Origin of the sequence: Catenuloplanes nepalensis (genome assembly GCF_030811575.1) — a bacterium.
Taxonomy (GTDB): Bacteria; Actinomycetota; Actinomycetes; order Mycobacteriales; family Micromonosporaceae; genus Catenuloplanes; species Catenuloplanes nepalensis.
Genome location: NZ_JAUSRA010000001.1, coordinates 5,240,033 through 5,265,121 on the forward strand (window position 1 = coordinate 5,240,033; position 25,089 = coordinate 5,265,121).

Annotated in this window: 16 protein-coding genes; 2 read left to right on the forward strand and 14 right to left on the reverse strand. The window is 76.0% G+C overall.

Annotation, left to right across the window (positions count from 1 at the left end; genetic code table 11):
* Positions 1-446 precede the first annotated feature (446 nt).
* From J2S43_RS22835 to J2S43_RS22890, 12 genes are all read right to left on the reverse strand, one after another.
* Positions 447-1,064, reverse strand: coding sequence for a maleylpyruvate isomerase N-terminal domain-containing protein (locus J2S43_RS22835; protein WP_306832404.1), 618 nt, complete (start codon positions 1,062-1,064; stop codon positions 447-449).
* A 176-nt stretch (positions 1,065-1,240) separates the two neighbouring features.
* Positions 1,241-1,597 carry an anti-sigma factor family protein gene (locus tag J2S43_RS22840; protein WP_306832406.1) on the reverse strand — a complete coding sequence of 119 codons (357 nt, stop codon included), beginning with the start codon at positions 1,595-1,597 and terminating at the stop codon, positions 1,241-1,243.
* 226 nt (positions 1,598-1,823) lie between these two features.
* Positions 1,824-3,296: a discoidin domain-containing protein gene (locus tag J2S43_RS22845; RefSeq protein ID WP_306832408.1), complete on the reverse strand. Its 1,473-nt coding sequence runs from the start codon at positions 3,294-3,296 to the stop codon at positions 1,824-1,826.
* Positions 3,283-5,331, reverse strand: coding sequence for a hypothetical protein (locus tag J2S43_RS22850; RefSeq protein WP_306832413.1), 2,049 nt, complete (start codon positions 5,329-5,331; stop codon positions 3,283-3,285). Before J2S43_RS22850 ends, J2S43_RS22845 begins: the two co-directional genes overlap by 14 nt.
* A 324-nt stretch (positions 5,332-5,655) precedes the next feature.
* Positions 5,656-6,189, reverse strand: a complete 534-nt coding sequence (locus J2S43_RS22855; RefSeq protein ID WP_306832416.1) for a sigma-70 family RNA polymerase sigma factor — start codon at positions 6,187-6,189, stop codon at positions 5,656-5,658.
* 337 nt (positions 6,190-6,526) lie between these two features.
* Entirely contained in the window at positions 6,527-7,330 is an 804-nt protein-coding gene (locus tag J2S43_RS22860; protein WP_306832417.1) for a zf-HC2 domain-containing protein, read from the reverse strand.
* A 109-nt stretch (positions 7,331-7,439) separates the two neighbouring features.
* Positions 7,440-9,062 (reverse strand): S8 family serine peptidase, encoded by a 1,623-nt coding sequence (locus tag J2S43_RS22865; RefSeq protein ID WP_306832419.1) that lies wholly within the window; start codon positions 9,060-9,062, stop codon positions 7,440-7,442.
* Positions 9,059-10,774: an RICIN domain-containing protein gene (locus J2S43_RS22870; RefSeq protein ID WP_306832421.1), complete on the reverse strand. Its 1,716-nt coding sequence runs from the start codon at positions 10,772-10,774 to the stop codon at positions 9,059-9,061. The genes J2S43_RS22865 and J2S43_RS22870 overlap by 4 nt, the downstream gene beginning before the upstream one ends.
* A 115-nt stretch (positions 10,775-10,889) precedes the next feature.
* The gene (locus tag J2S43_RS22875; RefSeq protein ID WP_306832423.1) at positions 10,890-11,447 is read right to left on the reverse strand and encodes a sigma-70 family RNA polymerase sigma factor; all 558 of its coding nucleotides are present in this window, start codon (positions 11,445-11,447) and stop codon (positions 10,890-10,892) included.
* Positions 11,448-11,592: 145 nt separating this feature from the next.
* A complete protein-coding gene (locus tag J2S43_RS22880; RefSeq protein WP_306832424.1) occupies positions 11,593-13,089 on the reverse strand; it encodes a zf-HC2 domain-containing protein in 1,497 nt (498 codons plus the stop codon).
* Positions 13,090-13,145: 56 nt separating this feature from the next.
* A complete protein-coding gene (locus tag J2S43_RS22885; RefSeq protein WP_306832426.1) occupies positions 13,146-13,442 on the reverse strand; it encodes a hypothetical protein in 297 nt (98 codons plus the stop codon).
* The gene (locus J2S43_RS22890) at positions 13,439-13,720 is read right to left on the reverse strand and encodes a hypothetical protein (protein ID WP_306832427.1); all 282 of its coding nucleotides are present in this window, start codon (positions 13,718-13,720) and stop codon (positions 13,439-13,441) included. Before J2S43_RS22890 ends, J2S43_RS22885 begins: the two co-directional genes overlap by 4 nt.
* A 311-nt stretch (positions 13,721-14,031) precedes the next feature.
* On the opposite strand from J2S43_RS22890, the gene J2S43_RS22895 reads away from it, so the two are divergent.
* Positions 14,032-17,256 (forward strand): hypothetical protein, encoded by a 3,225-nt coding sequence (locus J2S43_RS22895; RefSeq protein ID WP_306832429.1) that lies wholly within the window; start codon positions 14,032-14,034, stop codon positions 17,254-17,256.
* 53 nt (positions 17,257-17,309) lie between these two features.
* Positions 17,310-19,697: a hypothetical protein gene (locus J2S43_RS22900; protein ID WP_306832431.1), complete on the forward strand. Its 2,388-nt coding sequence runs from the start codon at positions 17,310-17,312 to the stop codon at positions 19,695-19,697.
* On the opposite strand, the gene J2S43_RS22905 is transcribed toward J2S43_RS22900, so the two are convergent.
* Together J2S43_RS22905 and J2S43_RS22910 are read right to left on the reverse strand one after the other, a co-directional pair.
* On the reverse strand, positions 19,698-22,331 hold the full coding sequence (locus tag J2S43_RS22905; RefSeq protein WP_306832433.1) for a helix-turn-helix transcriptional regulator: 2,634 nt from the start codon (positions 22,329-22,331) through the stop codon (positions 19,698-19,700).
* Positions 22,328-25,024: a helix-turn-helix transcriptional regulator gene (locus J2S43_RS22910; RefSeq protein WP_306832435.1), complete on the reverse strand. Its 2,697-nt coding sequence runs from the start codon at positions 25,022-25,024 to the stop codon at positions 22,328-22,330. Before J2S43_RS22910 ends, J2S43_RS22905 begins: the two co-directional genes overlap by 4 nt.
* Positions 25,025-25,089 lie beyond the last annotated feature (65 nt).

Sequence of the window (25,089 nt, forward strand, 5' to 3'; positions counted from 1 at the left end):
TTTCCTCCGATCTGCTACGGAATCCCGGACCGCACACCGGCCCGCCTGGTCCACTGGACCCGGACGCCGATGGCCGCGGGGCACACCGCGGCGACCGGCGCGTCCCGGTGCGTGGCAGGACGGTTCCGCGGCGGCTAACGGGGGTCGCGGACCCGTCGCCCGTCAGGCCCGGGTCGGCACGACCCGAGGCGGCCGGATGCGGGCACCGTCGTCCTCGGACCCGCGCGAGCGGCTCGCCGCTGGACCCACCGTCGTGAAGCCGGCCGGCAGTGGCTCGCGGCTCAGAGCCTGTGTCGAGGTGGGGAGACGGGCTGCGGCGAGGCCCCGGCGCCGCCTGGCCGCCCGTCGCACAAGCCCACAACACCGGTATGAGCGCTTCCGCGCCGCACACCCAGCCGACAACACCTGGACCGCGCCTCGCTCCGGCCCCTACGTCGACACAGGCTCTAGAGCACCGTCGTGAAGCCGGCCGGCAGTGGCTCGCGGCCGGTGAGCGCCCGGAGCAGCGGTAGTCCGGCGCCGATCGCCGCGGCCATCCGCGCGGCGAGCGCGGCCGACTCGGCCACCGCGCCGGCGTCGAACGTGACATCGACGCCCGCGGCCTGCGCGACGTCCGAGCCGTGCACGACGAGTTCGAGCGTGCGGGTCGGCAGCCAGTCGCCCAGCCGCATGGCGCCTATCGGCGTGACCACCAGGTGATCGTCGCCGACCGCGTCCAGCGCCGCCGCGGCCCGGTCGAGGTGCTCGCGCACCACCGTCTCCGGCCGAGCGCCCAGGGCCCGGCCGAAGTCCCGCGCGTTCCGGTCCACCGACGCCTGCCCGGCCGCGATCATCTCGGGCGGCGCCGTCCGGATGATCGCGGCGTAGCCCTCCGGCGACTCGGCGGCCGGCCGCTCCGCCTCGGCCGGGGCGATCGGGCGCAGCGCGGCGCTGACCGTGTGGCCGATCAGATCGCGCAGCGACCACTCACCGAGACCGGGCCCGGACAGGCGATCAGCGGGTACGCGGGCGACCAGATCGGCGAAGGTCGCGGCCACACCGAGATACAGAGGGCGATTGTCCATACCTGGTAGACGATCGTGCGGGGCCGAGGGTTCACACCCGAACCGGCGGACCCGTTGCGCGTCCGGCGAACTCGCGTCGCGATCAGCGTGTGAGTGGTGCTGATCGGCGAATCAGCGGGCGGGCACCGCCGCTGATCCGCGGATCAATGGGCCGGGCAGTGCCGCTGATCGGCAGGTCAGACGCCGGGAGGAAGGTCGGGTAGGGGGGCGGTGCCGCGGGCGAGCGTGCCGACGGAGGCGCGGCCGGGCCGGCGGTCGCGGGTGCCGCGGGCGCCGTGACAGACCGGGGCTCGCGGGGGCGGCGGGCGGTGCGGGAGGTCCTCGTCCTCGGCGAGGATCTCGGCGATGTCATCGGCGGTCAGCAGGCCGAGCGCGGAGGTGACCCGGTCCAGCTCCGCGACCTCGGCGCGGCAGGCCGTGCAATCGGCGAGGTGCGCGACGGTCCGCGCATGTTCGGCGGCGGAGAGCCGGCCGAGCGCGTAGAGCCCGAGAAGCGTGCGGGTTGCCTCGTCGGTGCAGCGGTCCGCGGTCATACCAGCGACCACCGTGCTGCCGGATGCCGGATGATGCCCATCGCGCCCGCTCGCCTTCGCTCGTGGAGGGTGTCGCCGGTTTAACGGAAGGAAGGCGCGCATAGTTCGACGTTCGGGCGAAGGTAATCCCCTTTCCACCCACTCGGACACCGGCGGCTACCAAGCGGACGAAGACGGACCGGTCCGGGCAGAGTCAGGCGCCGGCACCGGTCACGTACGAAGATCTTCAGCGAATGCGGCACTCCAGGATCGAGTAGCCGTAGAGCAGGTGGTCGGACTCCGTGCTGCGCGCGGTGCCGGTGATCCGCACGTACCGGCCCGGTGCCGGCCCGGCCGAGATGGTCGCCAGGCCCTCGGCGCCGGACGTGGTGGCGTACACCCGTTTCCAGTCGCTGCCGTCCGTGGAGACGTCGACGTGGTACGCCTGCGCGAACGCCCGCTCCCAGACGATCTCGACGGTGGTGATCGACCACACCTCGCCGAGGTCGACCTGTATCCACTGTGGATCGACCTGGAACTCGCTGGACCAACGGGAGGCGGGGTCGTCGTCGACCGCTTTCGAGGCCGCCCACTGCGAGGCGCCGTCCTGGACGCTGGATGCGGTGGCCGGGCGGCCCAGCGCCAGATCGGCCCGGCCGGGATTGGGCCGGCCCGGGACGGCGGCGCCCTTCGAGGCCGGCGCCGGGGCGGAGGTGGCGGGTGCGGCCGGGGCACCGGACGCGGCGGGCGCACCGGTTGCCGGCGTCGGCGAACCGGTCGGTGCCACGGTGGCGGACGGCGGCGCGGACGGCGGGGCGGAGGGCGGGCCGAGCGTGATGATGGTGACCCCGGTGCCGGGCGGCGCCTGCACCACCGCCTCGGGACCGTCCGCGTTCCGGCCGCCGGGGAGGTGGTTGCCCCCGATCAGCGCCGCGGTGATCGCCACCACGCCGACCAGCACCAGCGGGACCAGCCAGGGGCGGAACTGCTCGGCGACCGGCCGGGGCGGCGCGGGGGCGGCCGGCGGGTGCCGCACGCCGCCGTCGTCCTCGACGGCGGGCGGGGCGGGAAGCGGGACCGGGCGGACGGACGGCAGCGAGACAGCCGGGCCGGGACGGGTGGGAGTCTCCGTAGCCGGCCGCGGGTCCGCGTCGGGCACGGTGGACCGGGTGCCGGCCGCGCGCCGCGCGCCGCGGGTCAGTGACGCCGGGGCGGGCGGCGGGTTGCCCGGCGGGCCGATCTCGTACGGTGGCAGGCCGCTGAGCGCCACCGCGCGCCGCACCGGCGGCGCCCCGTCCCCGGACTGCACGGAGTGCGCGCCACTCGCGGACGGGACGGAGAAACCGCCGCTGCGCGACGGCCGGCTGTCGCCGACCCGCGAGGGCGGGGCACCGCCGTCCGCCGGCGCAAGATGGTCACGGCTCTCCACCGGCGCGGGATGAGCGCCGCTGTCGCCCGGAGCGGGACGAGCGCCGCCGTCCACCGACGCGGAATAGTCACGGCTGCCCACCGACGTGGAATGGGCGCCGCCGTCCGCCGGCGCGAGATGAGCACCGCCGTCCACCGGCGCGAGATGAGCACCGCCGTCCACCGGCGCGGGAGGAGCGGCGCTGTCCGTCGGCCGGGTCGCGGTCCCGTCGCCGGGCCGGAGCGGCGACTCGGTGCCGTCGCTGCCCGGCGACGCGGCGCCTTCGGCGGGTCCGGGGTCAGGACTCGCCATGGTCGTATCTCTCCTGGTCCGGGTAGCCCTCGCGCCCCTGCGGCCCGGTCAGGTCCTGGCCGTCCGCACCGCGCGGCGGCACCGCGAACCAGCCGGTGGCGTGCGCCGCCGGTGGCGCGTCCGGGACCGCCCGGGACCGGGTGCCGACCGGCGTCCCCAGGTAGTTGGCCAGCAACCGCAGCAGCGGCTCGCTCAGCTCGCCGGCCTCCAGCCACACCGTCTCGCCGTCGGCGATCCAGCCGGGCCGGTGGTCAGCGATGGTGCGGGCCAGCTCCAGCGCGGTGGCGGGCCGCCCGTCGAGCCGGAACGGGTGGCGCCAGTCGCGCTCCGCGGCCACCACGACCGTGGGCACGCCGGACCGCCCCTCGCGCAGCCGCTGGGCCACGACCGCGGCCTCCAGCGCCGGGGCGAGCGACAGCAGCGGCTCGTGGTCGGCGGCCCGGCCGGGCTTCCGGCGGGCCGCGGGACGGGCCGGGGTCAGCGCGGCGGCCAGTTCCTCGCCGGTGAACGGGTAGCCGGACGGGAGCATCGCCGCGGCGCGCGGCTCCAGGCCGACCCGGTGTGGCGCGCTGGCCCACCAGCCGTCGTTGCGGCGCGCGATCACGTACGACTGGAGCTGGTCGGCGAGCAGCTGCTCCACGTCCGGCGCGACCGGCGCGGACGCGATGAGCAGGACCGGGCGCGGGTCCGGGTCGCGGTGGGTGGCGATGATCTCGCCGAGTTCGCCGGGCTCGACGTCACCGGCGTCGGTGCGGACCATGCCGGTCGGCCCGTCCACGGTGAGCAGCACCGCGAAGAGCCGGTCGTCGCGGCGCCACCAGCGCGGGGTGGTGGAGCGCTGCGCCGCGAGGACCACGTCGGGACGGTCCTCACCGTCCGGTTCGAGCAGGTGGTTGAGCTCGGCGGGGACGAAGCCGACCCGGGTGCGCACGTCCGCGGGCAGCCGGTTGAGCAGCATGTGCAGCATCGGCAGCACGTCGTCGGGCAGCGGCAGTCCGGGCAGCCCGACCAGGACGGTGAGGCGCTGCGGGTCCCACGGGCGGCGGCGGACGTCGGCGACGTGCGCGCCGGCGTGCGGCGGGCGGACCCAGAGACCGAACTGGGTGGCCTCGACCACCCAGCGCTCGTTCAGCCGGTAGCTGCCGGTGCCGGTGGGCCGCAGGTCGGCGAGGAGGGCGACGGTGCCGATCGGGGCGGGTGGGACGCCGGGCGCGACGCGCAGCCGGGAGACCGGCGGCGTCCACCAGCTCTCGCCGGACGGGTCGACCGCGACCGAGACCAGCTCGAACTCGCCGTCCAGCGTCGGCAGGCCGGTGGCGACCTCGACCGGGCTGTCCCAGTGCTCGGCGATCAGCGTGGCCAGCCGCATCGACTCGGCCGCTGCGTCGCCGTAGGGCGCGATCACCATGGACGGGTCGAGCGCCTCCAGCATCGACATGACGGCCTCGACGCCGGGTGCGGGCGTGCCTGGACGGCCGAGCACGATGGTGACCCGGTCGGGATCGGCCGGGATGGCCAGGACGAGGTCGTCCAGGCTCGGGTCCGGCACACCGGGAGCATCAGAGAAGAGCCACAATCCCGCGGGTACGGCGTACGCCCGGACGCCGCTGACCGGGTGCCGGGCGATCGTGTCCACCTCGGACTCCCAGTGCGGGCGGGGGAACCGGCGGCCGCCCTGCCGGATCATGCCGTCCGGGCTGAACCACCGCCAGCCGTCCAGCGCGAACATGCCGCCGCCGGGGACCAGCAGGAGCTGCCCGTTCGGCGCGTAGATGTCCGCGTCGAGCTGCTGGGCGAGCTGGGCCGCGGGTGGCGGGCCGTGCGGCGGGCTCATGCCGGCGCCGGAGACGGCGAGCCGGGCGGCCGCGCCGGGCGGCACCGCGATCGGCAGCACCTCGGTGATCATCGCCCAGTCGTCCGGCCCGGCGAGCTGGCCGACGACCGTGACCACGCCGGGCTCCGTGGGCAGCAGGCCGGCGATGGAGACGATGGCGTCGCCCGGGTCGGGCCCGACGACGGCCAGATTGTCCGCCACCCAGCGGAGTGCGCTCGCGGACCCACGCCGCGGACCGGCCGGCAGCGCCGGACGGCCAGCGTGACCGATCATCACCGCCGGTGCCCCGCCCGGGTCCGGAACACCCCGCCCGCGGGGGTCAGATCCCTGCGCGCGATGTGCTCACGCGGGGCCTCCGGGCTGTCCGACATCCGTCCTTCTCCTACCGTCCACCCGACGATCCGGGTCGCGAACCACCACATATTCGGCGCGGAGCAGGTGATTGTCAATGCGCCGCGAGCGGCCCACCGACGTTACCCATCGGTCGCCCCGAAACGTGATCCGCAGTTTGCCGGGATGTCTCCGTCAGGTTTCCATCTGCTGGAGAACACCGCGGAGCGCGCGCAGGGCGTAGTGCGCGCGTGACTTGACGGTACCCTCCGGGACGCCCAGCCGGTCAGCCACGTCCGATGCCTGCGCGCCGCCGAAGTAGATCTCGATGAGCACGGCCCGGTGCACCGGGCTGAGCTGCCGCAACGCCTCACGGACGACGCCCGCGGTGAGCACCCGGTCCATCGCGTCGCCCGGCTCCGGCAGCTGGGTCAGGTCGGGCGGGCTGACCTCGGTCGGCCGGGCACGCCGGGCCCGCCCCGCGTCGATGACCAGGTTGCGAGCCACGGCGAACATCCAGGCACGCACGGTGTCCGGGGTCCGGGACAGCGTCGGGTAGTGCCGCCACGCACGGAGCAGCACCTCCTGCAGCATGTCCTCCGCAGCGGCGCGGTCGCCGAGGGTCACCCCGGCGAGATACCGGTACACGATCGGCCCGTGCGCGGCCTGCACCGCCCGCAGCCACGCGTCCGCCTCGGCATCGACCTGCGCCTGCTCTCGTACGTCCACAATCCCCTACCGTGTCCGCCGGACAGGCGCGCCCCCGCGACGCCCGGCCGGACCACCTCGTCGGTCCGAGGCCACATGCAAGCCAACCAGGGAATCGTAGATAAGCCATGTTTCCGACTCGTCCCTGAAGTCCGGAAGAAATTTACGCTTCGGACACTCGCACTGGCCACGGCGCGGGCAGGACCCCGGGGGCCGCTCGGTGAGCACACCGGTCCGAGCGGCTGCCGGAAGACGAACTGCCCGCCATCCGCTCGACGACCTTACGCGTTCACCGGACCGCGGCGAAGGTTCAGCGCCGGTAATTCATCGAACATGGTCACAAATTAGGCCCCGCGCGTCAGTCCGGCGTGCCGGAGCCCGCGCCACGGTCCACGACCGCCAGCACTACCAGCGAACCGTCGGACGCGGTGACGCTGAACTCGGTGAGGCGGTCGATCGGGACCGGGCACGGACCGCTGACCTCGACCGTGCCGCCGGTGCCGGTCACCTCGGAGAGCAGCTCGTCCCGGTCGTCGACGTCGCGGACGTAGAACCGGTAGACCTCACCGGCCCGCAGACCGCTGAGCGTGGCCTTCAGCGTGACGGTCCCGCCCTGGTCGATGACCGTGACGGAGAGGGTCGCGCCGGTGCCCTGGTCCTCGGCGTTGGTCACCAGCGTCACCGGGTCCCGGCCGCCGAGACCACCGAGCAGGGAGGCGCCGAGCACGGCACCGGCCGAGAGCAGCGCGACCACGACCAGGCCGACGGCGGCCAGCAGAAGCCGGGGGCGGCGGACCCGCCGGCCGCCGGGACGGGTGCCGCCACCGGGCCCGGCCGGTGGGCGGGCCGTCGCCGGCCTGGCCCGGCGGGGCGCCGGCTGCGGGACGTGCGCCTGTTCCGTCACCGTGACCGGCACCATGGGCAGATCCTGCTCCCCGCCCGGGACGGTGCCGAACTCGGCCACCAGCTCACGGCGGTCCGTCTCGGAGAGGAGCGCGAGCAGCGCCGCCGCCTCTCCGAGCCGTTCCGCGTCCGCCAGGCACACCGCGCAGGTGCCGAGGTGTGACTCGACCGCGCTGAGCTCCTCTTCGGGGAGCGCACCGGTCAGGTAGAGGCCGAGCGCGGCGCGGAGCCGCGGCTCGGCACAGACGTCGTCAGCCACGGGGCATCAAGTCCTCTGCAGTTCCGCACTCGCGCGCGCTGATGAGCATGTCGGGCGCGCGCGAGTTCACGATCGGACCCATGTCTGCCGTCACGTAGCCGACCGCCGTTCAGTGCGATCCGGCCGAGCTGGGCTCGGTAGGCTTGGCCTCGTCCTTCGGCGGGTCGCCGGCCGGCCAGTCGTCGTCCAGGTCATCCTCGGTCGCCGCCGCCCGCATGGTGCGCCGGAAGCGCAGCACGAGCAGCGCACTGAGCACCAGACCGGCCAGGACCGTGAGCAGGAACGCGATTCGGATCTCCTCGCTGCCGGAGATCGGGGTCGAGTCCCGGTTGTCCGCCGACACCAGCGTGGCCTCCTCGGGCAGCTCGCGGGTGACCGCGGCCTCCGGGTTGATCATGCCGTGGCCGTACCGGGGATCGGGCTTGCCGTCGCCCATCTGGGCGGCGGTCGCCGACAGCCGGTGCGCGACCTGCTTCGGGTTCAGGTTCGAGTTGTAGCCACGGATCAGCGCGACCGTGCCGGCGGTCATCGCCACCGCGTACTGCGTGCCGCTGCCGACGAACGTGGTGCCGTTGATGCCGAGGCTGGAGACGTTCACGCCGGGCGCCACCACCTCGACGGTCTCGGCCGCGTACTCCTCCGCGAGCTTGCCGTCGACGCCCACGCCGCCGACCAGGATCACGTCCTCCGGCGGCGTGACGCCACCGGACGTGGTCGGCGCGGCGGCCACCACCGGGATGCCCAGGTCCAGCGCCTTCTGCACGCTCCGCACCACCGGGTCGGCCGTGATGTCCACGTAGGAGCCGAGTGCCAGCACGCTGGGCTGCAGCTGGAGCGCGACGTCGATGGCCGCGGCCTGCGCGGCCGGGTCCGCCGTCGCGTTGTCCGTCACCACCCGGATCGGCAGCACGATGGAGTCCGGCGCCACACCGGTGAACGGGTCCTTCTCGGCCGGCTGCGCGGCGATCAGGCCCGCCATCGCGGTGCCGGTGCCGAGGCAGTCCACGTTGCCGATGTTCTCGCCGGTGACGACGTTGACGCCGGGCTGCACCCGGCCGAGCAGCTGGGTGGCCTGAGCGTCCACACCGGAGTCGATGACGGCGACGGCGATGCCGTTGCCCCGGGTGTACGGCCACGCCAGGTCGGCCGCGACCCGGGTCATCGCCCAGTTGGACGGGGAGCTGGCCGCGGTCGCCGCGACACACTTGCCGGACTCCGGCGTACCGCCCGGCGGCTTCGGCTGAGGCGACGCCGGTGCGCCGGACGGGCCGGCACCACCCGGCGACGACGGCGGGTTGGCCGGATTCGCCGGATTCGCCGGGTTGGCCGGGTTGGCCGGCGCGCCGGTGCCGGACGGGGCCGGCGCGGTGCCACCGGGCGCGGGCGCGGTGGTCGGCAGCACGCCGTACTGCACGCCAGGGCCGACCGCGTCCCACGGCAGCACCAGGTACCACCCGGTGGTCAGCTTGTTCGGGTCGCTGAGCGCGCCGCCGTCCGGCTGCTGCCGGCCGGTGTTCAGGTTGAAGATCTCGGTCGCGCGCCCGGCGTCGCCGAGGAACCGGGACGCGACGCCGCCGAGGTTCTCCGGCTGACCCTGGTAGGACGCGGTGACCGTGTAGTACAGCACGTACTCGTCGGCGGCGGCCGCGGCCGGAACGGCGGGGATGACGATGGCGAGCAGGACCGCGGCGAGCGCCGCCGCGATCCGGCCCATCGGTCGGGGCGTAATCACTTGGAGAGTGTCCATCTCTGGTCGACCGCGAAGTCCTGAAGGTCGTACTGCTGGATCGGCGTACCGTTGCCGCCGCAGCAGTCGTCACCGTTCAGGTCGAGCGCCTTGCCGCTCTTCCGGTTGATGATGTGGTAACGGCCCTCGCCCAGGTCCTTCAGCTGCCAGTGCTGCGTGGGCACGGTGGCGGCCTCATCCTGCATCACCAGCTCGGCGTGGTTGGCGGTGGAGCCGTCCCGGATGCCGAGCACCTTGTTGTTCCAGGCGTTCTTGATGAAGAACCACCCGGCCTCCGGAGCCGCCACGACGTGCCAGAACTGGTCCCTGTCCCCGTCGGCCCGGTCCCACAGGTGCATGGTGGTGCCGCCGGCCGTGGTCTCCTGGTAGCCGGGCACGTCGATCACCCGGCCGCTGTACACGTTCTTGATGACCCACGACGCCTTCGGATCCCAGGCCGGCGCGGCCGGGGACGAGGCCGGGGCGGACGGCGCCGGCGAGGACGGCGCCGCGCCGGACGGGCTCGGCGATGGCGTGCCCGGCGCGCTCGGGCTGGGGCTGGAGCTGGAGCTCGGGCCCGCCGTGGTGGGCGCGGCCGACGGCGACGGCGTCACCGGGATCAGCCGGCCGTCCTTCTCGTACACCGGCGCGAGCGAGTCGACCATGTCCGGAAGCTGCGCGACGAACGCGTTGCGCGGCACGCCGCCCTCGGCGCGGACCGCGGTCATCCCCCACTGGTACGCCGCGAGTGCCAGCACGCCCGGGTCGCCGGCCTGGCCGTCGTCCTCCAGATGCAGGCCGGAGAGCTGGTTGCGCAGCGAGCACACGGCGCTGCCCATCGCCGGGATCGCCGCCTTCGGGTCCCAGACCGAGGCGTTCGCCGACGGGCGGTAGAGCCGCCACATCTCGGGGGTGAACTGGGCGATGCCCATGCCGCCGTTGTGACCGCGCAGGTTCGGGTTGAACGCGGAGAGCGCCATCAGCTGCGCGGCGATGCGCGGCGCGCTCGCGGCCGGGCAGATCTTCCCGGCCTCGACGACCAGCCCGACGTACTCCTCCGGGATGGTCTCGCCGTTGACGCCGGGCGCACCGGACGACTCCGGCTCGGCCTGCTCGCCGGTGAACTGCGGCTGATCCGCGTACCAGTTGGCGTAGCCGGTCACGGTGTCCACGTGCGCACGGGCCGCGTCCGGCACGCGCTTCGCCTGCACCACGGCCGTCAGACCGCTCTCCTCGGCGGCGACGGCGGCCTCCCAGAGGTCACCCTCGACCCCGAAGCTGCGGGCCTGGCCCACGCTCTCACAGGTGCGGTGCGCCAGCGCCAGCACGTTGGCCAGCACGTCCGCGCGCTGGGCGCCGGACCAGGGTGCCCACTTCTTCCACCCCTCGTCGTCCAGACCGGCCAACCCCTGGCCGGTGGCGGACCGCGCGGCCGTGTTGAATTCGGAGGCGGCCATCAGCTGCGCGGCGAGCCGGGGCCCGGTGAGGTCCGGGCAGGAGGTCACGCCGACCACGATCGCCGGGAGCACCTCGGCGGGGACCGCGACGCCCTCGATCTTCGGCTCGGCCAGGGCCGGGCCGACCTGGATGCCGGCGGCGACCACGCAGGCCACGGCCGCGGTGAACGCGACGCCCGCCTCGACTCGCTGCCGCGTGGTGCGTAGGGAGCGCCAGGCCCGCACTCCGATCGACGGCAGCGCGGCCACCCGCTCCGTCACCGATTTCAGTACCACGGTAGAAATTCCCTCTCCGCCAAAGGTGCCCTGTGAACGAGCCGGGGCAGGGCCCGGTTCACGAACAACTCAAGATTTTCTCGCGAGGTGACAGCGGTGCTCAGAGCGTGAAGCCGCGCGACGTCAGATCCTCGTGCAGCGCGCGCAACGCATAGAAGGTACGCGACTTGACCGTGCCCTCCGGCACCGCGAGGTTCTCCGCGGCCTCGGCCACCGAGCGCTCCTGGAAGTAGACCTCGATGAGCGCGCTGCGCAGCCGCACCGGGAGCCGGGCCACCGCGTCCCGGATCTCGCGGGTGTTGAGCAGGCGGTCGATCTCGTCGGCGGCGGCGTGCCGCTCCTCGAGGCGCTCGTCGAGCTGCTCCACCGGCCGGCCCTGAGCTGCCCGGATGTGGTCGATCGCGATCCGCCGCGCCACCGTGAACAGCCAGCCGCGGCTCCACTGCCCGTCGGCGGTGCGCGCCTCCGGATGGTTCCACGCCCGCATCAGCGTCTCCTGCAGGATGTCCTCGGCCATGCCGCGGTTTCCGCTGGTCAGACGCAACAGGTAGTTCAGCAGGATGGGGCCGTGGGTCTCGTAGGCGAGCCGTAGCGCCTCGTCATGAGTCGGCAGTGACGACACCTCGCTCGGCGGCGCGCTGCCCGTGGCCGGATCCATGGGACTGATAACGGACGCGTCGTCACCGGAGTTCATTGTTCGTGGGGGTTTTCCCGATGAATCTTGACGGTGGGCGGTGCTCCGCATCGGAATCATGACCTCACTGACTGCGATGACCTGTGGGTACGGCCGGGGGTCGCGCTCATCATGGTGTCCCCGCGTCCGACTCGCCGGGTGCGGGGGAACCCTCGACGACGTTCGCGGAGACGGTAAGCGCACCGTCGACCTCCCGCACGCTGAAGTACCAGAGCGCGTCGACCGGCAGCGGGACGTCCCCGCTGAACGTGCCGCCGCCGGGATCGCCGGACAGCGCACCGAGCAGCAGGTCGGTGCCGTCGTCCTGGACCACGAACAGCTGGTAGGCGGTGCCCGGGGTCAGCCCGTCCGCGGTGAGCCGCACGCTGACCCGGCCGTCCTCCTCGTAGAGCAGCGCGGAGACGGCCACGCCGCTCGCCTCGTCGTCGATCGACGCGACCGCGACCACCGGCGGCGGCTCCTCCGTCAGCAGCGGCCTGACCAGCAGCGACGTGCCGACGGCGGCGACGAGCACACCCGCGACGACCAGCACACGGGTACGTCGGCGGGAGCGCTGGCGGCGGTGCGAGTGCGGGCCGCGGGCCAGCGGGCCGGTGGCCGGGCGCGGCGGCAGGTAGCCCTCGGCCATACGCAGCTGGGCACGGTCGATGGACGGCGCCGGGCCGATCCGGGCCACCGGGCGCAGCTCGCCGGTCGCCGGCCGGACGGCCGCCTCCAGCCGGCTCGCCTGCGAGGCCGCCGGATCGACCCGGCTCGCCTGCGACTCTCCGGCGTCACCGGCGACCGCACGCACGGCCTGCGAGTCAGTGGGCCGGCGCGCGGCCTGCGAGTCAGTGGGCCGGCGCGCGGCCTGCGACTCTGCTGGGCCGCGCAGAGCTTGCGAATCGGCCGGTCCCCAGAGGGCGGCCTGCGAGTCGACCGGTCCGCGCACGGCCTGCGACTCTGCTGGGCCGCGCAGAGCTTGCGAATCGGCCGGTCCCCAGAGGGCGGCCTGCGAGTCGACCGGTCCGCGCACGGCCTGCGAGTCGGCCGGACCGCGCGAAGCTCGCCAATCGGCCGGCGCCCAGAGGGCGGCCTGCGAATCGGCCGGGCCGCGGAGGGCCTGCGAGTCGCCAGGGCCGCGGAGGGCGGCGCGGGGCGGCTGGGGCTCCGCGGGTGGCCGGGCCACCGCGCGGAGTGCCTGCGACTCGGCCGGGGGGCGGACCACCGCGCGGGCCGGGAACGGCGGTGGCTCGGCCGGGGAGATCGGGATTCCGGACACCGGGATTCCGGAGATCGGTATGCCGGAGATCGGGATCGCCGAGACCGGCAGCAGTGACGACGGCAGGAACGGCCGTGGGGCGCCGGGCGCGCCGAAGAGCTGGTCGTCCGCGGCGGTGCCGTCGCCGTCCAGGCCGAACTCGTCGACCAGCGCGTGCACCTCGTCCTCGCCGAGCATGCGGAGCACCGCGACGACCTTCTCCAGCTGGTCCCGCTCCGCGCGGCAGGACGCGCAGGTCTCCAGGTGCGCCGTCACCCTCCCGTGCTCGGCCTCGGTCAGACGGCCGAGCACCAGGAAGCCGACGAGGGACCGCGCGGTCCCGTCGTCGCATGTGGACGCGCTCAACGCTGGTCACTCCCTCCCGGAACGGTGCACGACGGCAGCGACATCCTGCCGTAGTCTCATCGGTCCCGCACCGGCGCGGCCCGCTCGATCGCGACATCGGTCCAGCCCACGCCCGCGTACCCCGGCCAAGTGATCTTCATCGCATCGCTGAGCAGGCCGACCACGCCGTCGCGGCCGAGCAGGCCGTCCGCCGCGATCGTCCACTCCGCCGCAGGGCCCAGCGCGACCCGGTCGCCGGACCACAGTTCCCGGGTCGGCTCCAGCTCGCGGCGCAGGTCGGCCAGCCGCTGCGCGATGTCCGCGGCGAGCGCGCCGATCACCTGCCCGGCGTCGGCCGGCTCGGCGGGCGTCATCGGTACTCTCCGCCGGCCAGTTCCACATCGGACCGGCGCGGCGGCGTCTGCAGGCCGCCCGCGATGTCGTGCAGCGCGTCGTCGAGCATGCGGGCGTAGATGTCGTACCCCGCCAGCAGGTCCGCGAGACGGGACGGCGGCATCCGGAGCCGGTCCGCGTCGAGACCGGCCAGGTGGGTGCGCAGCGTGCCGAGGCGGGCGGCGATGTCGGCCGCGGCGTCACGGCAGGCGTCGGCCGCATTGCCCCCGCTTTGCAAGTACGGTGTAATTCCGCTCATAACGCCTCCAGGCTTGGAAGAACACCCTGAGAACGGTGTACGGAACGCCCCGGTTCACGAATCCGTCCACGATCTGGGTGTGAACCCCCGGAGCGCGGTGCCGACCTCCGGAGAAGGACTATGTGTGCATGACGCGTCGACTAGAGCCTGTATCGAAGTGGGAGGCGAAGCGAGGCGCGGTCCAGGTGTCGGCTGGGTGTGCGGCGCGGAAGCGCTCATACCGGTGTTGTATCTGGGCTTGTGCGACGTGCGGCCAGGCGGCGCCTCGGCCTCGCCGCAGCCCGTCTCCCACTTCGATACAGGCTCTGGCCATGCTCGGCATCGTGCCCCTGCTGGCGCTGCCGGCCATCACGCTCACGACGATCCCGGCGCCCGCGGCGGCCGGCACGTTCACGCTGGTAGCGGCGCGGGCACCGAGGGAGACCGGTAAGTACTACGTGGTCGGCCCGCCGGTCAACGGGCAGCGCGAGTTCCTGTTCCAGATCGCCGCGAAGACGCTCGGCGACGGCAACCGATACCCGGAGATCTTCGAGCTGAACAAGGGCCGGCTGCAGCCGGACGGGGGCACCATGACCGACCCGGCCTCGGTCGAGCCGGGCTGGATCCTGGTGCTGCCCGCGGACGCGAACGGGTCCGGCGTGAAGTCCGGCCCGCTGCCCGACGCCGAGCCGACGGCGGACCCGGCCACGCCGGCGCCGGGCACGGGCGCACCGGCCCCCACCAGCGAACCGCCGCCGGCCGCGGGCGGGGACGGCGACTCGGAACCGCGCGGCCTCGACCTGCTCTACTCACCGACCGCGCTGCGGATCGCGCTGATCGTGCTGGCGGTGCTGCTGCTGGTCTGGGCGCAGGTGGCACTGATGGGACGGCGACGACCGGCCCCGGCCCGCACCGGCGGCACACCGGCGGCGCGACGTGGCGGCGCGACGGAAACGGCGGGCCGGGGCGGCACGTCGGCGGGCCGGGGCGGCACGTCGGCGGCGCGGCCGGGCGGTGGCCCAGCGGCGCGGCCGGGCGGCGGCCAGGCGGCCACGCGGCCGGGAACGCCCGCACCGCGGCAGGGCAAGCCGGCCGCACCGGCCAAGCCCGGCGGCCGTCCGGCCGGGCAGGAGTGGCCGGACCCGGCCGGCGGGGAGCCGGAACGGGCGTCGTCCGGGGGACGGCCCGCGCGCGGGCCGGGCCGGACATCGCCTGGTGGTCCGGGTGGCGGAGCGCCGGGCCGCGGTCCGGCGGGCGGCACACGCGGGGACATGCCCGCGGCCGGCACGCCGAGCCGCGGACCGGCCGGCGGCACACCCGGACACCCACCCGCTACCGGGACGCCGGGACGCACGCCCGCGGGCAGCACGCCCGGGCGAGCGGCCTCCGGGCCGGCGGGCGAGGCACGGACCGGAACCGGCGGGACGGCCGCAGCCGACGGGCCGGGGACGCCGCGCACGCGTCCCGCCGGTGATCCGCCGGGTCGGCGGCCGACGACGCGCGGCGGCTCCCCGATCTGGACGCCGGTGTCGTCCAACGAGAACAGCACGACAGGCCGGCGACCGGCGCAGTCACCGGAGTCGTCGCAGAGCTGGGCGCCGTCGACCGGCACGTTCGCGCCGCCCACCCAGCCCGGACGACCCGGCGCCCGTCCCGGCGAGCCTGCCGGCGGCACCTGGCCCGGCACACCGGCCGAGTCCGGCACGTTCGCCGAGCCCGGCGCCCGGACCGGCACGTCCCAGTCCGGCACGTTCGCCGGCCCCGGTCCCCGGACCGGCACAACCGAGCAGTCCGGCACGTTCGCCGACCCGGGTCCCCGGACCGGCACGTCCCAGCAGTCCGGCACGTTCGCCGACCCCGGTCCCCGGACCGGCACGTCCCAGCAGTCCGGCACGTTCGCCGGCCCGGACGCCGGGACCGGCGCACCCGACCGGACCGGCGCGGCAGCCGAATCCAACACGCCCACCGCAGCCGACGAGACCAGCCGCGACGGCACGGTCACCGGGTCGGATGCGAGGGCCGGCACAACTGCCGGAACCGGCGAGACCAGCCGGGACGCCACGTTCACCGGCCCGGACGCCCGCACCGGCACAGCCGACCGGACCGGCGCGGCAGCCGAATCCAACACGCCCACCGCAGCCGACGAGACCAGCCGCGACGGCACGGTCACCGGGTCGGATGCGAGGGCCGGCACAACTGCCGGAACCGGCGAGACCAGCCGGGACGCCACGTTCACCGGCCCGGACGCCCGCACCGGCACAGCCGACCGGACCGGCGCGGCAGCCGAATCCAACACGCCCACCGCAGCCGACGAGACCAGCCGCGACGGCACGCTGACCGGCCCGGACGACCGGACCGGCACACCCGACCGGACCGGCGCAGCCGCCGGGTCGAGCACGTGGCCCGGGACCGGCGCGCCCTCCGGGTCGAGCACGTGGCCCGGGACCGGCACGGCCGCCGGGTCCGGTGAGGACAGCCGGGCCGGCGCCTCTGCCGAGGGCGGCGCGCGCGCCGGGGCGCCCGGCGAGGCCGGCACGCGTCTCGGCGGGCCGGCCGGGAGCGGGGGCACGCCGGACGAGCCGCGGATGTCGAGCGCGGCCGAGGCGGCCCGGGCACCGCGGCCGGCCGGCTCGACGGCGGCGACCGGCAGCGCCGGGACATCGCCGGAGCGGGCCACCGGAACGCCGGTGGCGGCATCCGGCGGCGCCGCACCACCGCCGGTGAGCACGTCGTCGTCGGCTCCGAAGGATGAACAGGAGACGGCGCCGGCAGCCTCCGGGAGCCGCACCGCCGCACCGCCGGAAACGCCGGAGCTGCCGACGCTGCCGGAGGCGCTGGTGCCGCCGCGGGTGCCGGAGCAGCGGCGTGGGGAGGCGTCGCTTCCGGCGTCGCCGTCGGACAGTGGGCTGTGGAAGGCCGGTACGACCTCGCCCGGGCGGCCCGGGCAGTCCGGCGGGTTCGCCGCGGCGATGCCGGACATCAGTGGTGCGGCGCTGCTGCCCGCGTCGCCGGCGAACCCGTTCGCCGCGCTCGTCACGGAGCTGGTCTGCGACACGATCCCGGCCGGCGTACGGCTGATCGGCGCGCGCCCGGCCCGGTGGGGTTCCGCCTACGGCTGGCTGGAGAGCGGGCAGGCGCCGCCGCCGGCCGTCGCGCCGGTGATCCTCGGCGAGCACGACGGCCGCCGCCTGTGGGTGGACCTGGCGGTCGCGCCGGACGCGGTCACGCTCGGCGGCGACGCCGAGGCGGCCCGCCGGCACGGCCTGACGCTGGTCACCCAACTCGGCGAGGACACGGACGTGCTGGTCATCGGCGACGTGCTGGGCGAGACGATCCCGGGCCGGTGCCGGCGGATCGAGTCGGTGGCCGCGCTCGCCGCGGACCGGTCGGACGCGAAGGTCCGGGTGCTGGTCTGCGCGGGTGCGGACGCGCCGGCGCTGGCGTCCCCGCTGCGCGCGATGCCGCAGGGCCGGCAGCGGACCGTACCCCTGATCATCGGCCCGGCCCCGGCCGCGCGCTGGTCGGTGCGGCTCGGTGCCGTCCCGGCCGCGGCATGAACATCCCAGAAGCCCAGGACAGCGAGGACGGTTTGCGAGCCAGCCGACAGCCGATGCCCGATCCCGTGCCGGAGCCTCCGGCCGCGGACCCGCCGACGCCGGTGGACGGCCTGGCCGACCTGGTCCTGGTACGGACCGGCGACGGCGGGCTGGCCCGGCCGGAGGCGCCCGGGACCGCGCTGACCGCGGAGGAGCTGACCGACTACGCGCAGGAGTACGCCGTACCCGGGAAGGATCTTCGGGTGCTGGTCGACGACGGTGCGCGCAGTGCGAAGCTGCTGAGCCGGGTCGCGGACGCGCTCGACTGCGACATCCTGGTCGCGCCGGCCGGTGCGACGGTGGAGCGGCTGCCCGGCCCGGGCGGTACGCACGCGGAGGCGGTGCCGGTCGACCGGGTCAGCGGCGAGGTGGTCGACTGGAAGCTGGTCCAGCCGGCCCGGCTGGCGACCACGCTGCCGGGCTGGTTCGACCTGGCCGGCGGACTGGTGCTGCCCCGGGCCGGGGTGGCGACGCTGCCGCTGCCGGGCGGGCTGGAGTTCGCCAACCGGGAGGACTTCGTGGTGCGCCGGGCCGCGGCCGCCCGGCTCGGCGTGGGGCATCCGGACCTGGTCACGGTGGCGCTGGCGACGCGGGACGGCGGGTTCCGGCTGTCCACCTACCGGCCGGCCCCCGCGGGTGCGCCGGCCCGGGGTGGCTACACCGGCCGGGACGTCGCGGCCGCGCTCTCCTCGATCTACCTCTACGGCGGTGACCTGCGCCTGTGGATGCGCTGGCCGGAGGACGAGGCGAACCGGGCCCGGCTGGAGACGGAGATGGCCGCGCTGGCGGAGGCGACCGGCGCGACCGTGTGGGCGCCGGCGCCCGGCGACGAGGCGGTGCTGCTGCGCGGCTCGCGCGACCTGGCCGCCCGCGACCGGTCCGGCACGGTGTCCCGCTGGGCCGGGTTCCGGCCGCCGGGCGCACCGGAGACCGGCCGGTTCGCGACCGACCGGGACGGCCGGCTGGTGCCGCGCGACGGCCCCGCGGTGCTGGCCGCGGGCGGGGTGGCGCTGATCAGCACCGCGCGGCAGCCGGAGGACGCGCTGCGCGAGCGGTACACGGACCTGGCCGCGGAGCCGGGCACCGTGCTGATCGACCTGACCGTGCTGGACGACGGGCGGCTGGCGCTGCGGTACCGGGACGGCAGCAGCCTCGCGGTCGGCGTCGCCGAGTTGCGGTCGCTGCTTGCGGGTTCCGGCTGGACGGGCGAGGACCTGCTGCTGGCCACGCCGGTGCTGCCGGAGCGGGCGAGCGGCCTGCGCGGGCATCTGGCGCTGCTGGAGTCGGAGCTGGGCGTGGAGATCTGGTCGCTGCCGCCGGGCGCGACCGTGGTGGTGCGCGACGGCCTGGCCCGCGCGGTGGACGAGCAGCAGCGGCCCGCACGCTGGCTGCGGGCCGGGAAGCCGGGCACCGCTGAGGAGACCGGCCGCTGGCGCAACGACGACGGCTGGCTGATCCCGCGCCGGCGGCACCCGGCGTCCTCACTGGCCACGCCGGTGGTGACGGAGCCGGTGGCGGTCCCGCCGCCTGCGCGGGTGCTGCCCGCGCCGAGCCCGCGCCCGTCGCTGACCCTGCCCGGGCGGGGCAGCCGCCGGCACGGGGTGCGCTGGCTGCCGGATCTGCCGGAGGTGAACGCGGAGCCGATCCGGCTGTGGGTGACGTGCGCGTGGACGCCGCAGCGGGTCGCGGTGGAGGGCGTACCGTCGGCGAATCTGTTCTTGATCGGGGCTCTGGACGGTGAGCGGCTGGCGCGCGACAACCCGCAGAAGCACCTGCTCTGCCTGCGGGTCGAGGCGGGTGCCGCGGTCGATCTGGGCCGGGTGGAGGACGTACCGGCGGATCTGAAGCATCTGGCCGCGGAGAGCGGCACGTTCCTGCTGCCGGCCGGGTGGCTGGATCAGGCGCGGCTGTCCGCCGGATATCACGTCGACGAGGACGGCCGGCCGGGCGATCACGCGGAGCTGCCGGAGAACCCGGTGGTGCTGCGCTGCACCGGCGCGCGGCACGGCACCGAAGGGCTGCCGAACGACGTGGTCACCTGGCCGAAGTCGGATCGCGGCGGTGGCGCGTGGGCGCTGCTGCCGGAGAAGCCGGAGGGTGACTTCCTGCCGCTGCACCAGAAGCGACCGGCGGTGGCGGCCGGACACCGGCTGGTGCACGTCCAGGTGCCGGCTAACCGGGCGATCGACGTGACCGCCAGCGCGAACGGGCTGGTCGGGCTGACCTCGGTGCGGTCCCGGCTGCCGGAGCTGGTGGCCGCGGGCGTGTCGCTGCTGCTGCCGAAGCGGTCCTGGGAGCGGACCCGGGTCGATCAGGTGCTCCAGGTGGAGAACGAGCGGTGGAAGGTCCGGGCGAAGGGTATCGACCTGCCGCTGGCCAGCCTGCTCACGCCGGGGCCCTGATCACTGGAGGCGGAATTCCCCGCTGAGGACGGCCGCGGCGAGTTCGACGCGTGAGCGGAGGCCGGTGCGGGTGAAGAGCCGGGAGAGGCGGCCCTCGACGCTCTTCTCGCTGCTCTGCGTGGCGGCGGCGAGCTCCCGGTTGGACAGTCCCTCGGCGACGAGCGTGGCCAGCAGCTGCTCGCTCTCGGCCAGCGTCTCCGCGCGGCCGGGGACGGTGACGCCGTGGTCGCGCATGGCCTGGCGGATCCGCGAGCGGTGCAGGATCGCGCCGAGCGCGCCGAGCAGGTCGTAGGCCTCGCCGAGCAGCTCGGGGCGGTGGCCGGTCCAGCGGACCACCCGCTCGATCGTGCGGGCCAGCTCGTACGGCTGGCCGATCCGGCGGGCCAGCGCCAGCACCGCGCCGGCGCGGGCCGCGTCCCGGTGCGCGATCAGCGACGCGGTGGCCGCGCGCAGCTCACCGGCGGTGCTGTCCGGGGCGGGCATGGCGAGCGCGGTCTCCTTGGCCGCGCGCGCGTCGCCGCGGGCCATCGCCAGCTCGGTGGCGGCCAGCCGCAGCTCGTCGACGCCGATGGCCACGCCCTGCTCCGCGGCCTCGGCCAGCGCGTCGCCGGCGGTCCGCGCGGCCGTGGCCGGGTCGCCGAGGATCCACGCGAGTTCCGCCTCGACCGGCGCCAGCAGGTGCGGCAGCGGTGCCGTGTCCGCGCGGGCGTTCTCCAGCAGCACCCGCGCCCGGGCCGGCCGGCCGCGGGCCAGCAGCACCTCGGCGGCGACCCGGTGCAGCGTCGACTGCGACGGGTGGAAGACCTGGGTGAGGTCGGTGGCGATGCTGAACCGCGCGTCCTCCAGCGCCTCGTCCCACCGCCCGGTCCGCCACCGGTGCAGCGCCAGGTCCGGCGGGGACAGCACGTCCACGGTCAGGTCGGCCGCGGCCACCACGCGCTCCGCGCCGTCCAGGTCACCGGCGATCGCGGCGATCCGGAAGCGGATCATCGCGGTGCCGGCCTGGTTGCGCCGGGTCCAGGCCGGCGGCGCGTCCGTACCGTGCGGTCCGGGGGCGCGCCCGGCCACGGACCGGCCGGTGGTGACCGTCTCGATCTGCGCGCCCAGGTTCTCCGCCGCGAGCGACGGCGCGGCGCCGGAGCGCACCCGCGCGGCCTCGGACCAGCGGTTCAGCAGCACCAGCGCGGTCGCGCGGGTGACCGGGGTCGGCTCCGGGCCGCCGGGCCAGCCGGGTTCGCCGCGGGCCGTGCGCCGGACCTCGTCCGCGTCGCGGGCGGCGCGGGCACCGATCAGCGCGAGTTGCTCGGCCTCCTGGCGGAACATCGGCGACAGCACGGCGTGGTCGGCCAGCTGCCGGCGCATCGCGGCGCGGGTCGCGTCGTACCGGCCGAGGAGCAGGTCGGCGACGGCCCGCGCCTGCTCCGCCTCGGCCCGGTCGCCGGGGTCGTCGCTGAGCCGTGCCACACCGGCCCACCAGCGGGCCGCGGCCTCGGGCGTCCGGCCGGTCGCGGCGATCGCGTGCCCGCGCAGCAGCAGCCGGGCCGGCTCCCGGTCGAGCAGCGTGCCGGCGATCGTGACCTGGTCGGGCAGGAAACCGGGGTGGCCGCAGGTGGCCTCGCCACGGTAGATCGCCTGCACCGCGATCCGGGCCAGGCGCCGCCGCTCGAACGGGCCGAGCGCGCCGGTCAGCGCCACGGCCAGCGGCGCGGTCGCGATCCGCCAGCCGCGCGCGTCCTGGCGGGCGAGCCCTTCGTCGCGGAGCGTCCCCAGGTGCGCGCGCACGTCGGCGACCTCAAGATCAAGGGCAGAGCCGATCAGCGCGGGTACGTCCGCCTCCAGCGCTTCCAGCACCGCCAGCGCCCGGGCCACCGCGCGGGTGACCGGCGGCAGGTCCTGGACCGGCCGCAGCAGACCGTGGCCGTCCGGAAGGCGCGGCGCCGCGGTCGGGTCGGTCAGGTAGGCGCGCCGGTCCACCACGCGGACCAGGTCCCGGTAGCCCTCGACCGCGGCGATCAGCGCGGCCGGCCGGCCCCGGCTGAACCTGCGCAACACGGTGCGCAGCGAGTCGTTCGGCGTCGCGCCGAGCAGCCTGAACAGGAGGGCGTCCGACTCCGCCGGAGACAGCGGCCGCAGCGGTTCGGCGCGGGCCAGCCCGTCCGCGCGCAGCCGCTCGAACGCGGCGGCCGGCCCCGGGGCCGGCTGCGGGCCGGTGCGCAGCGTGGCGACCCAGTGCACCGGCGTGCGCGCCAGGTCCGGCAGCGCGCCGAGCAGCGCGGTCACCGACTCCGGGTCGGCCCACTGGACGTCGTCGACCAGGACGGTCAGGCCGGGGTGCTCGCGCAGGGACCGGGTCAGCGCGGCGGCCGGTGGCTCGGCGGCGGCGGTTCGGGCGCGGCCCGCGGCGAGCCGGGCCGGGGGCAGCCGGGCCGGGGGCGGGGGCAGCGCGGCGAGCAGACGGCCGGCCAGGTACCAGGGATCGTGCCGGTCCTCCGGGGACAGCCGCACCTCCAGCACCGGGCGGCCCGCCGCGGTCGCGGTGTCGCGCACCGTGCGGAGCGCACGCGACCGGCCGATCCCCTGCGGCCCGGTGAGCAGCGTCAACGCGTACCCGCTGGGGGTCGAGGGGTTGGTCATCGGGTGCGCTCCGCTCCACCGGCCGTGACGAGACCGTCCGGGGTGAGGCCGTTCGGGGTGAGGCCGATCGCGGCCAGCTCCACCCGGGAACGGCAGCCGGTGCGCGCGAACAGCCGGGTCAGGTAGTTCTCGATCGTCTTCTCGCTCATCCGTACCGCCGCCGCGATCTGCCGGTTGGTCCGGCCCTGCCGGATCAGCTCGATGATCTCCCGCTCGGTGGCGCTGAACGCGGCCTGCGGCGCGCGGGCCCGGGGCCGCCGGACGCCGCGCTCGCGCATCGCCGCCGCGACCGCGGACCGCAGCCACGGCGAGCCGACCGCGTCCGCCGTGGCCTGCGCCTCCAGCAGCCACGCGCGGGGCTCGGCCGCGACCCGGCCGACCGCGAGCGTGGTCAGCGCGAGCGCGATCCGGTCGCCGCGGGCACGGAAGGCGCCGGCGACGCGGCCGGCGGAGGCCTCGTCCCCGAACGCGAACGCGCGCACCGTCTCCAGCGCGGACGTGCTGATCCGCCGGTGGTCGCCGGTCGCGTCCGCCTCCGCGATCTCGGCCCAGGAGGCCGCCTCCGCGTGCAGTGAGAACCGCGCGGCCGTCGCGGCCGCCCGGGTCAGCAGATGCACGACGCCGAGCGCGGAGCCGAACTCCCGCTGGCGCCGGTACGCCACGTGCGCGGCCCGCAACCGGTCCGCCGCCTCGGCCGCGGTCCGCGGCTCGCCGGCCGGGCCGTTCGCCACCCACCAGCGCAACGCCGCGAACGGCGCCTCGTCCGGCACCGAGAGCCACCACGACCGTGCCTCCTCGGCCCGGCCCTGCAGCGCGAGCGCCTCCGCGCCCCACAGCCGGGCGACGTGCCGCAGCGGCGGCGGCAGCGGCGCGGTCATGTCGGCCTCCCGCGCGGCCGAGACCACGCCGGGCAGGTCGCCGTGGACGTTACGCACGTGCAGCCGGTGGTACGCGGCGATCGGGCCGTCGACGGGCGTGCCGTACCGGTGCTCGCCGAGGACCAGTTGCAGCACGGACGCCAGGTCACCGAGCGACCCGGCCGCGAGCAGCGCGTCCGCGCGGTCCTGCGGGACGGCGCCGCGGTCCAGGCCGCCCCGCATCGCCTGGAGCACCAGCAGCAGCTCGTGCACGCCGACGATGCCCCCGTCGGCGTCGCCCGGCCACAGCGGCCCGGCGTCCCCCGGCGCGCTCCCGGCGGCCCAGCTCTCCGCCAGCCGGGACATCAGCTCACCGCCGGGCAGCGCGGCGACGCCGGCCGGCACCGGCTGTCCGGTGTGGACGGCGGCCAGCGCGGCGGCCACCGCCAGGTCCGGTAGCCGGCTGGTCGGCGCCGCGGCCCGCACCACCTCGGCGAGCAGCGTGAACCGGCCGGTCCGGACCAGCAGGCGCAGCAGCCGGGCCAGGATCTCGTCGGTCTCGGAGTCGCCGTCCGCGTGCCGGAGCGCGGCGAGCAGCCAGTCCGCGGCCCGGTCCGGCTCCCGGTTGACGGCCTCGTCCGCGGTCGCGGCGAGGTGCTCCGCGGTCTTCCGGTCGGCCGGGATGGACTCGCCCGCGGACGTGACGTGGTCGGCGAGCGTGGCCCGGTCCGCGCCGGCGCCGGATCCGGCCCGGCGGAACATCGCGGCCGCGTACGCCCGGTGCAGGCGGGCCACCGTGTCCGGGCCGGCGTCCTCGACCAGCCGGGCGGCGAGCGCGGGGCACCGCGGCGCGATGCCGCCGTGCGGATCCGCGGCCAGCACGCCGTCGCGGACCAGCGCGTCGACGGTCTCGCCGTACCGGTCCGGGTCGCCGAGCGTGGCGTCCGCGAAGACCGGCAGGTCGTCCAGGCCGAACCGGGTCACCGCGGCCATGGTGACCAGCCGCACCGCGACCGGGCCGCGCTCGTGCAGCGCGGCCACCAGCGGATGCGTCGCCGGCAGCGCGATCGGCGCCTGCGCGTCCCGCAGGCACAGGTCGCCACGGACCACCGTGAGCCGGCCGGACCGGGCGAGCGCCTCGGCGGTGCTCAGCACGGTGGCGGGGTTGCCGGCCAGCGGACCGAGCGCGGCGGTCAGCGCGGGCAGCACGGCGTCGTCGAGCGGTGCGGAGTAGCGGCGGGCCAGCATGCCGCGGACCGCGTCCGGGGGCAGCGGGGGCAGGTCCACCACGGTGTCCGCGAGGGCGGCGAGCCGGCCGCGCGCGGCGAGCGCGGACGCGACGACCAGGCAGTTGCCGCGGACCGCGGCGGCCAGCGCCGTGACCGGCCCCGGTCCCGCGTCCACGTCGTCGGCCACCACGATCGTCTGCCTGCGCCGGGAGACCAGCGCGAACGCGGCCGCGGTCACCTGCGACAGCGTGGCTGACCGGCCGGGCTGGTCCGCCGCGGCATCGTCGGCGCACAGCTCGCCGAGCGCGGAGATCGGCCCGGCCAGCAGCGGGTCGGCGAGCCGCTCGTACTGCTCGCGCAACACGTCCAGCAGGCCGGCGAAACCGTCGCCGCGCACCCGCAGCACGGTCAGCCCGGCGGCGCGCCAAAGGTCGGTGGCGGCATCCAGCAGCGCGGTCCGCCCGCTTCCGGGCGCGCCGGTGACCAGGACGAACCGGCCGGTGCCGACGGCGTCGCGGCGCGCGGCGTCGAGCGCGCCGAGCTGCGCGTCCCGGCCGCGGACGGCCCGCCGTCGTGGCGTCCCGGCCCGCTGTCCGTGCGTTCTCACGCCACCCCCTCCGCCGGCGCCGGGTGCCCTCCCCGGCCGTGCCTTGCAAACGAGACGGGTCGCGG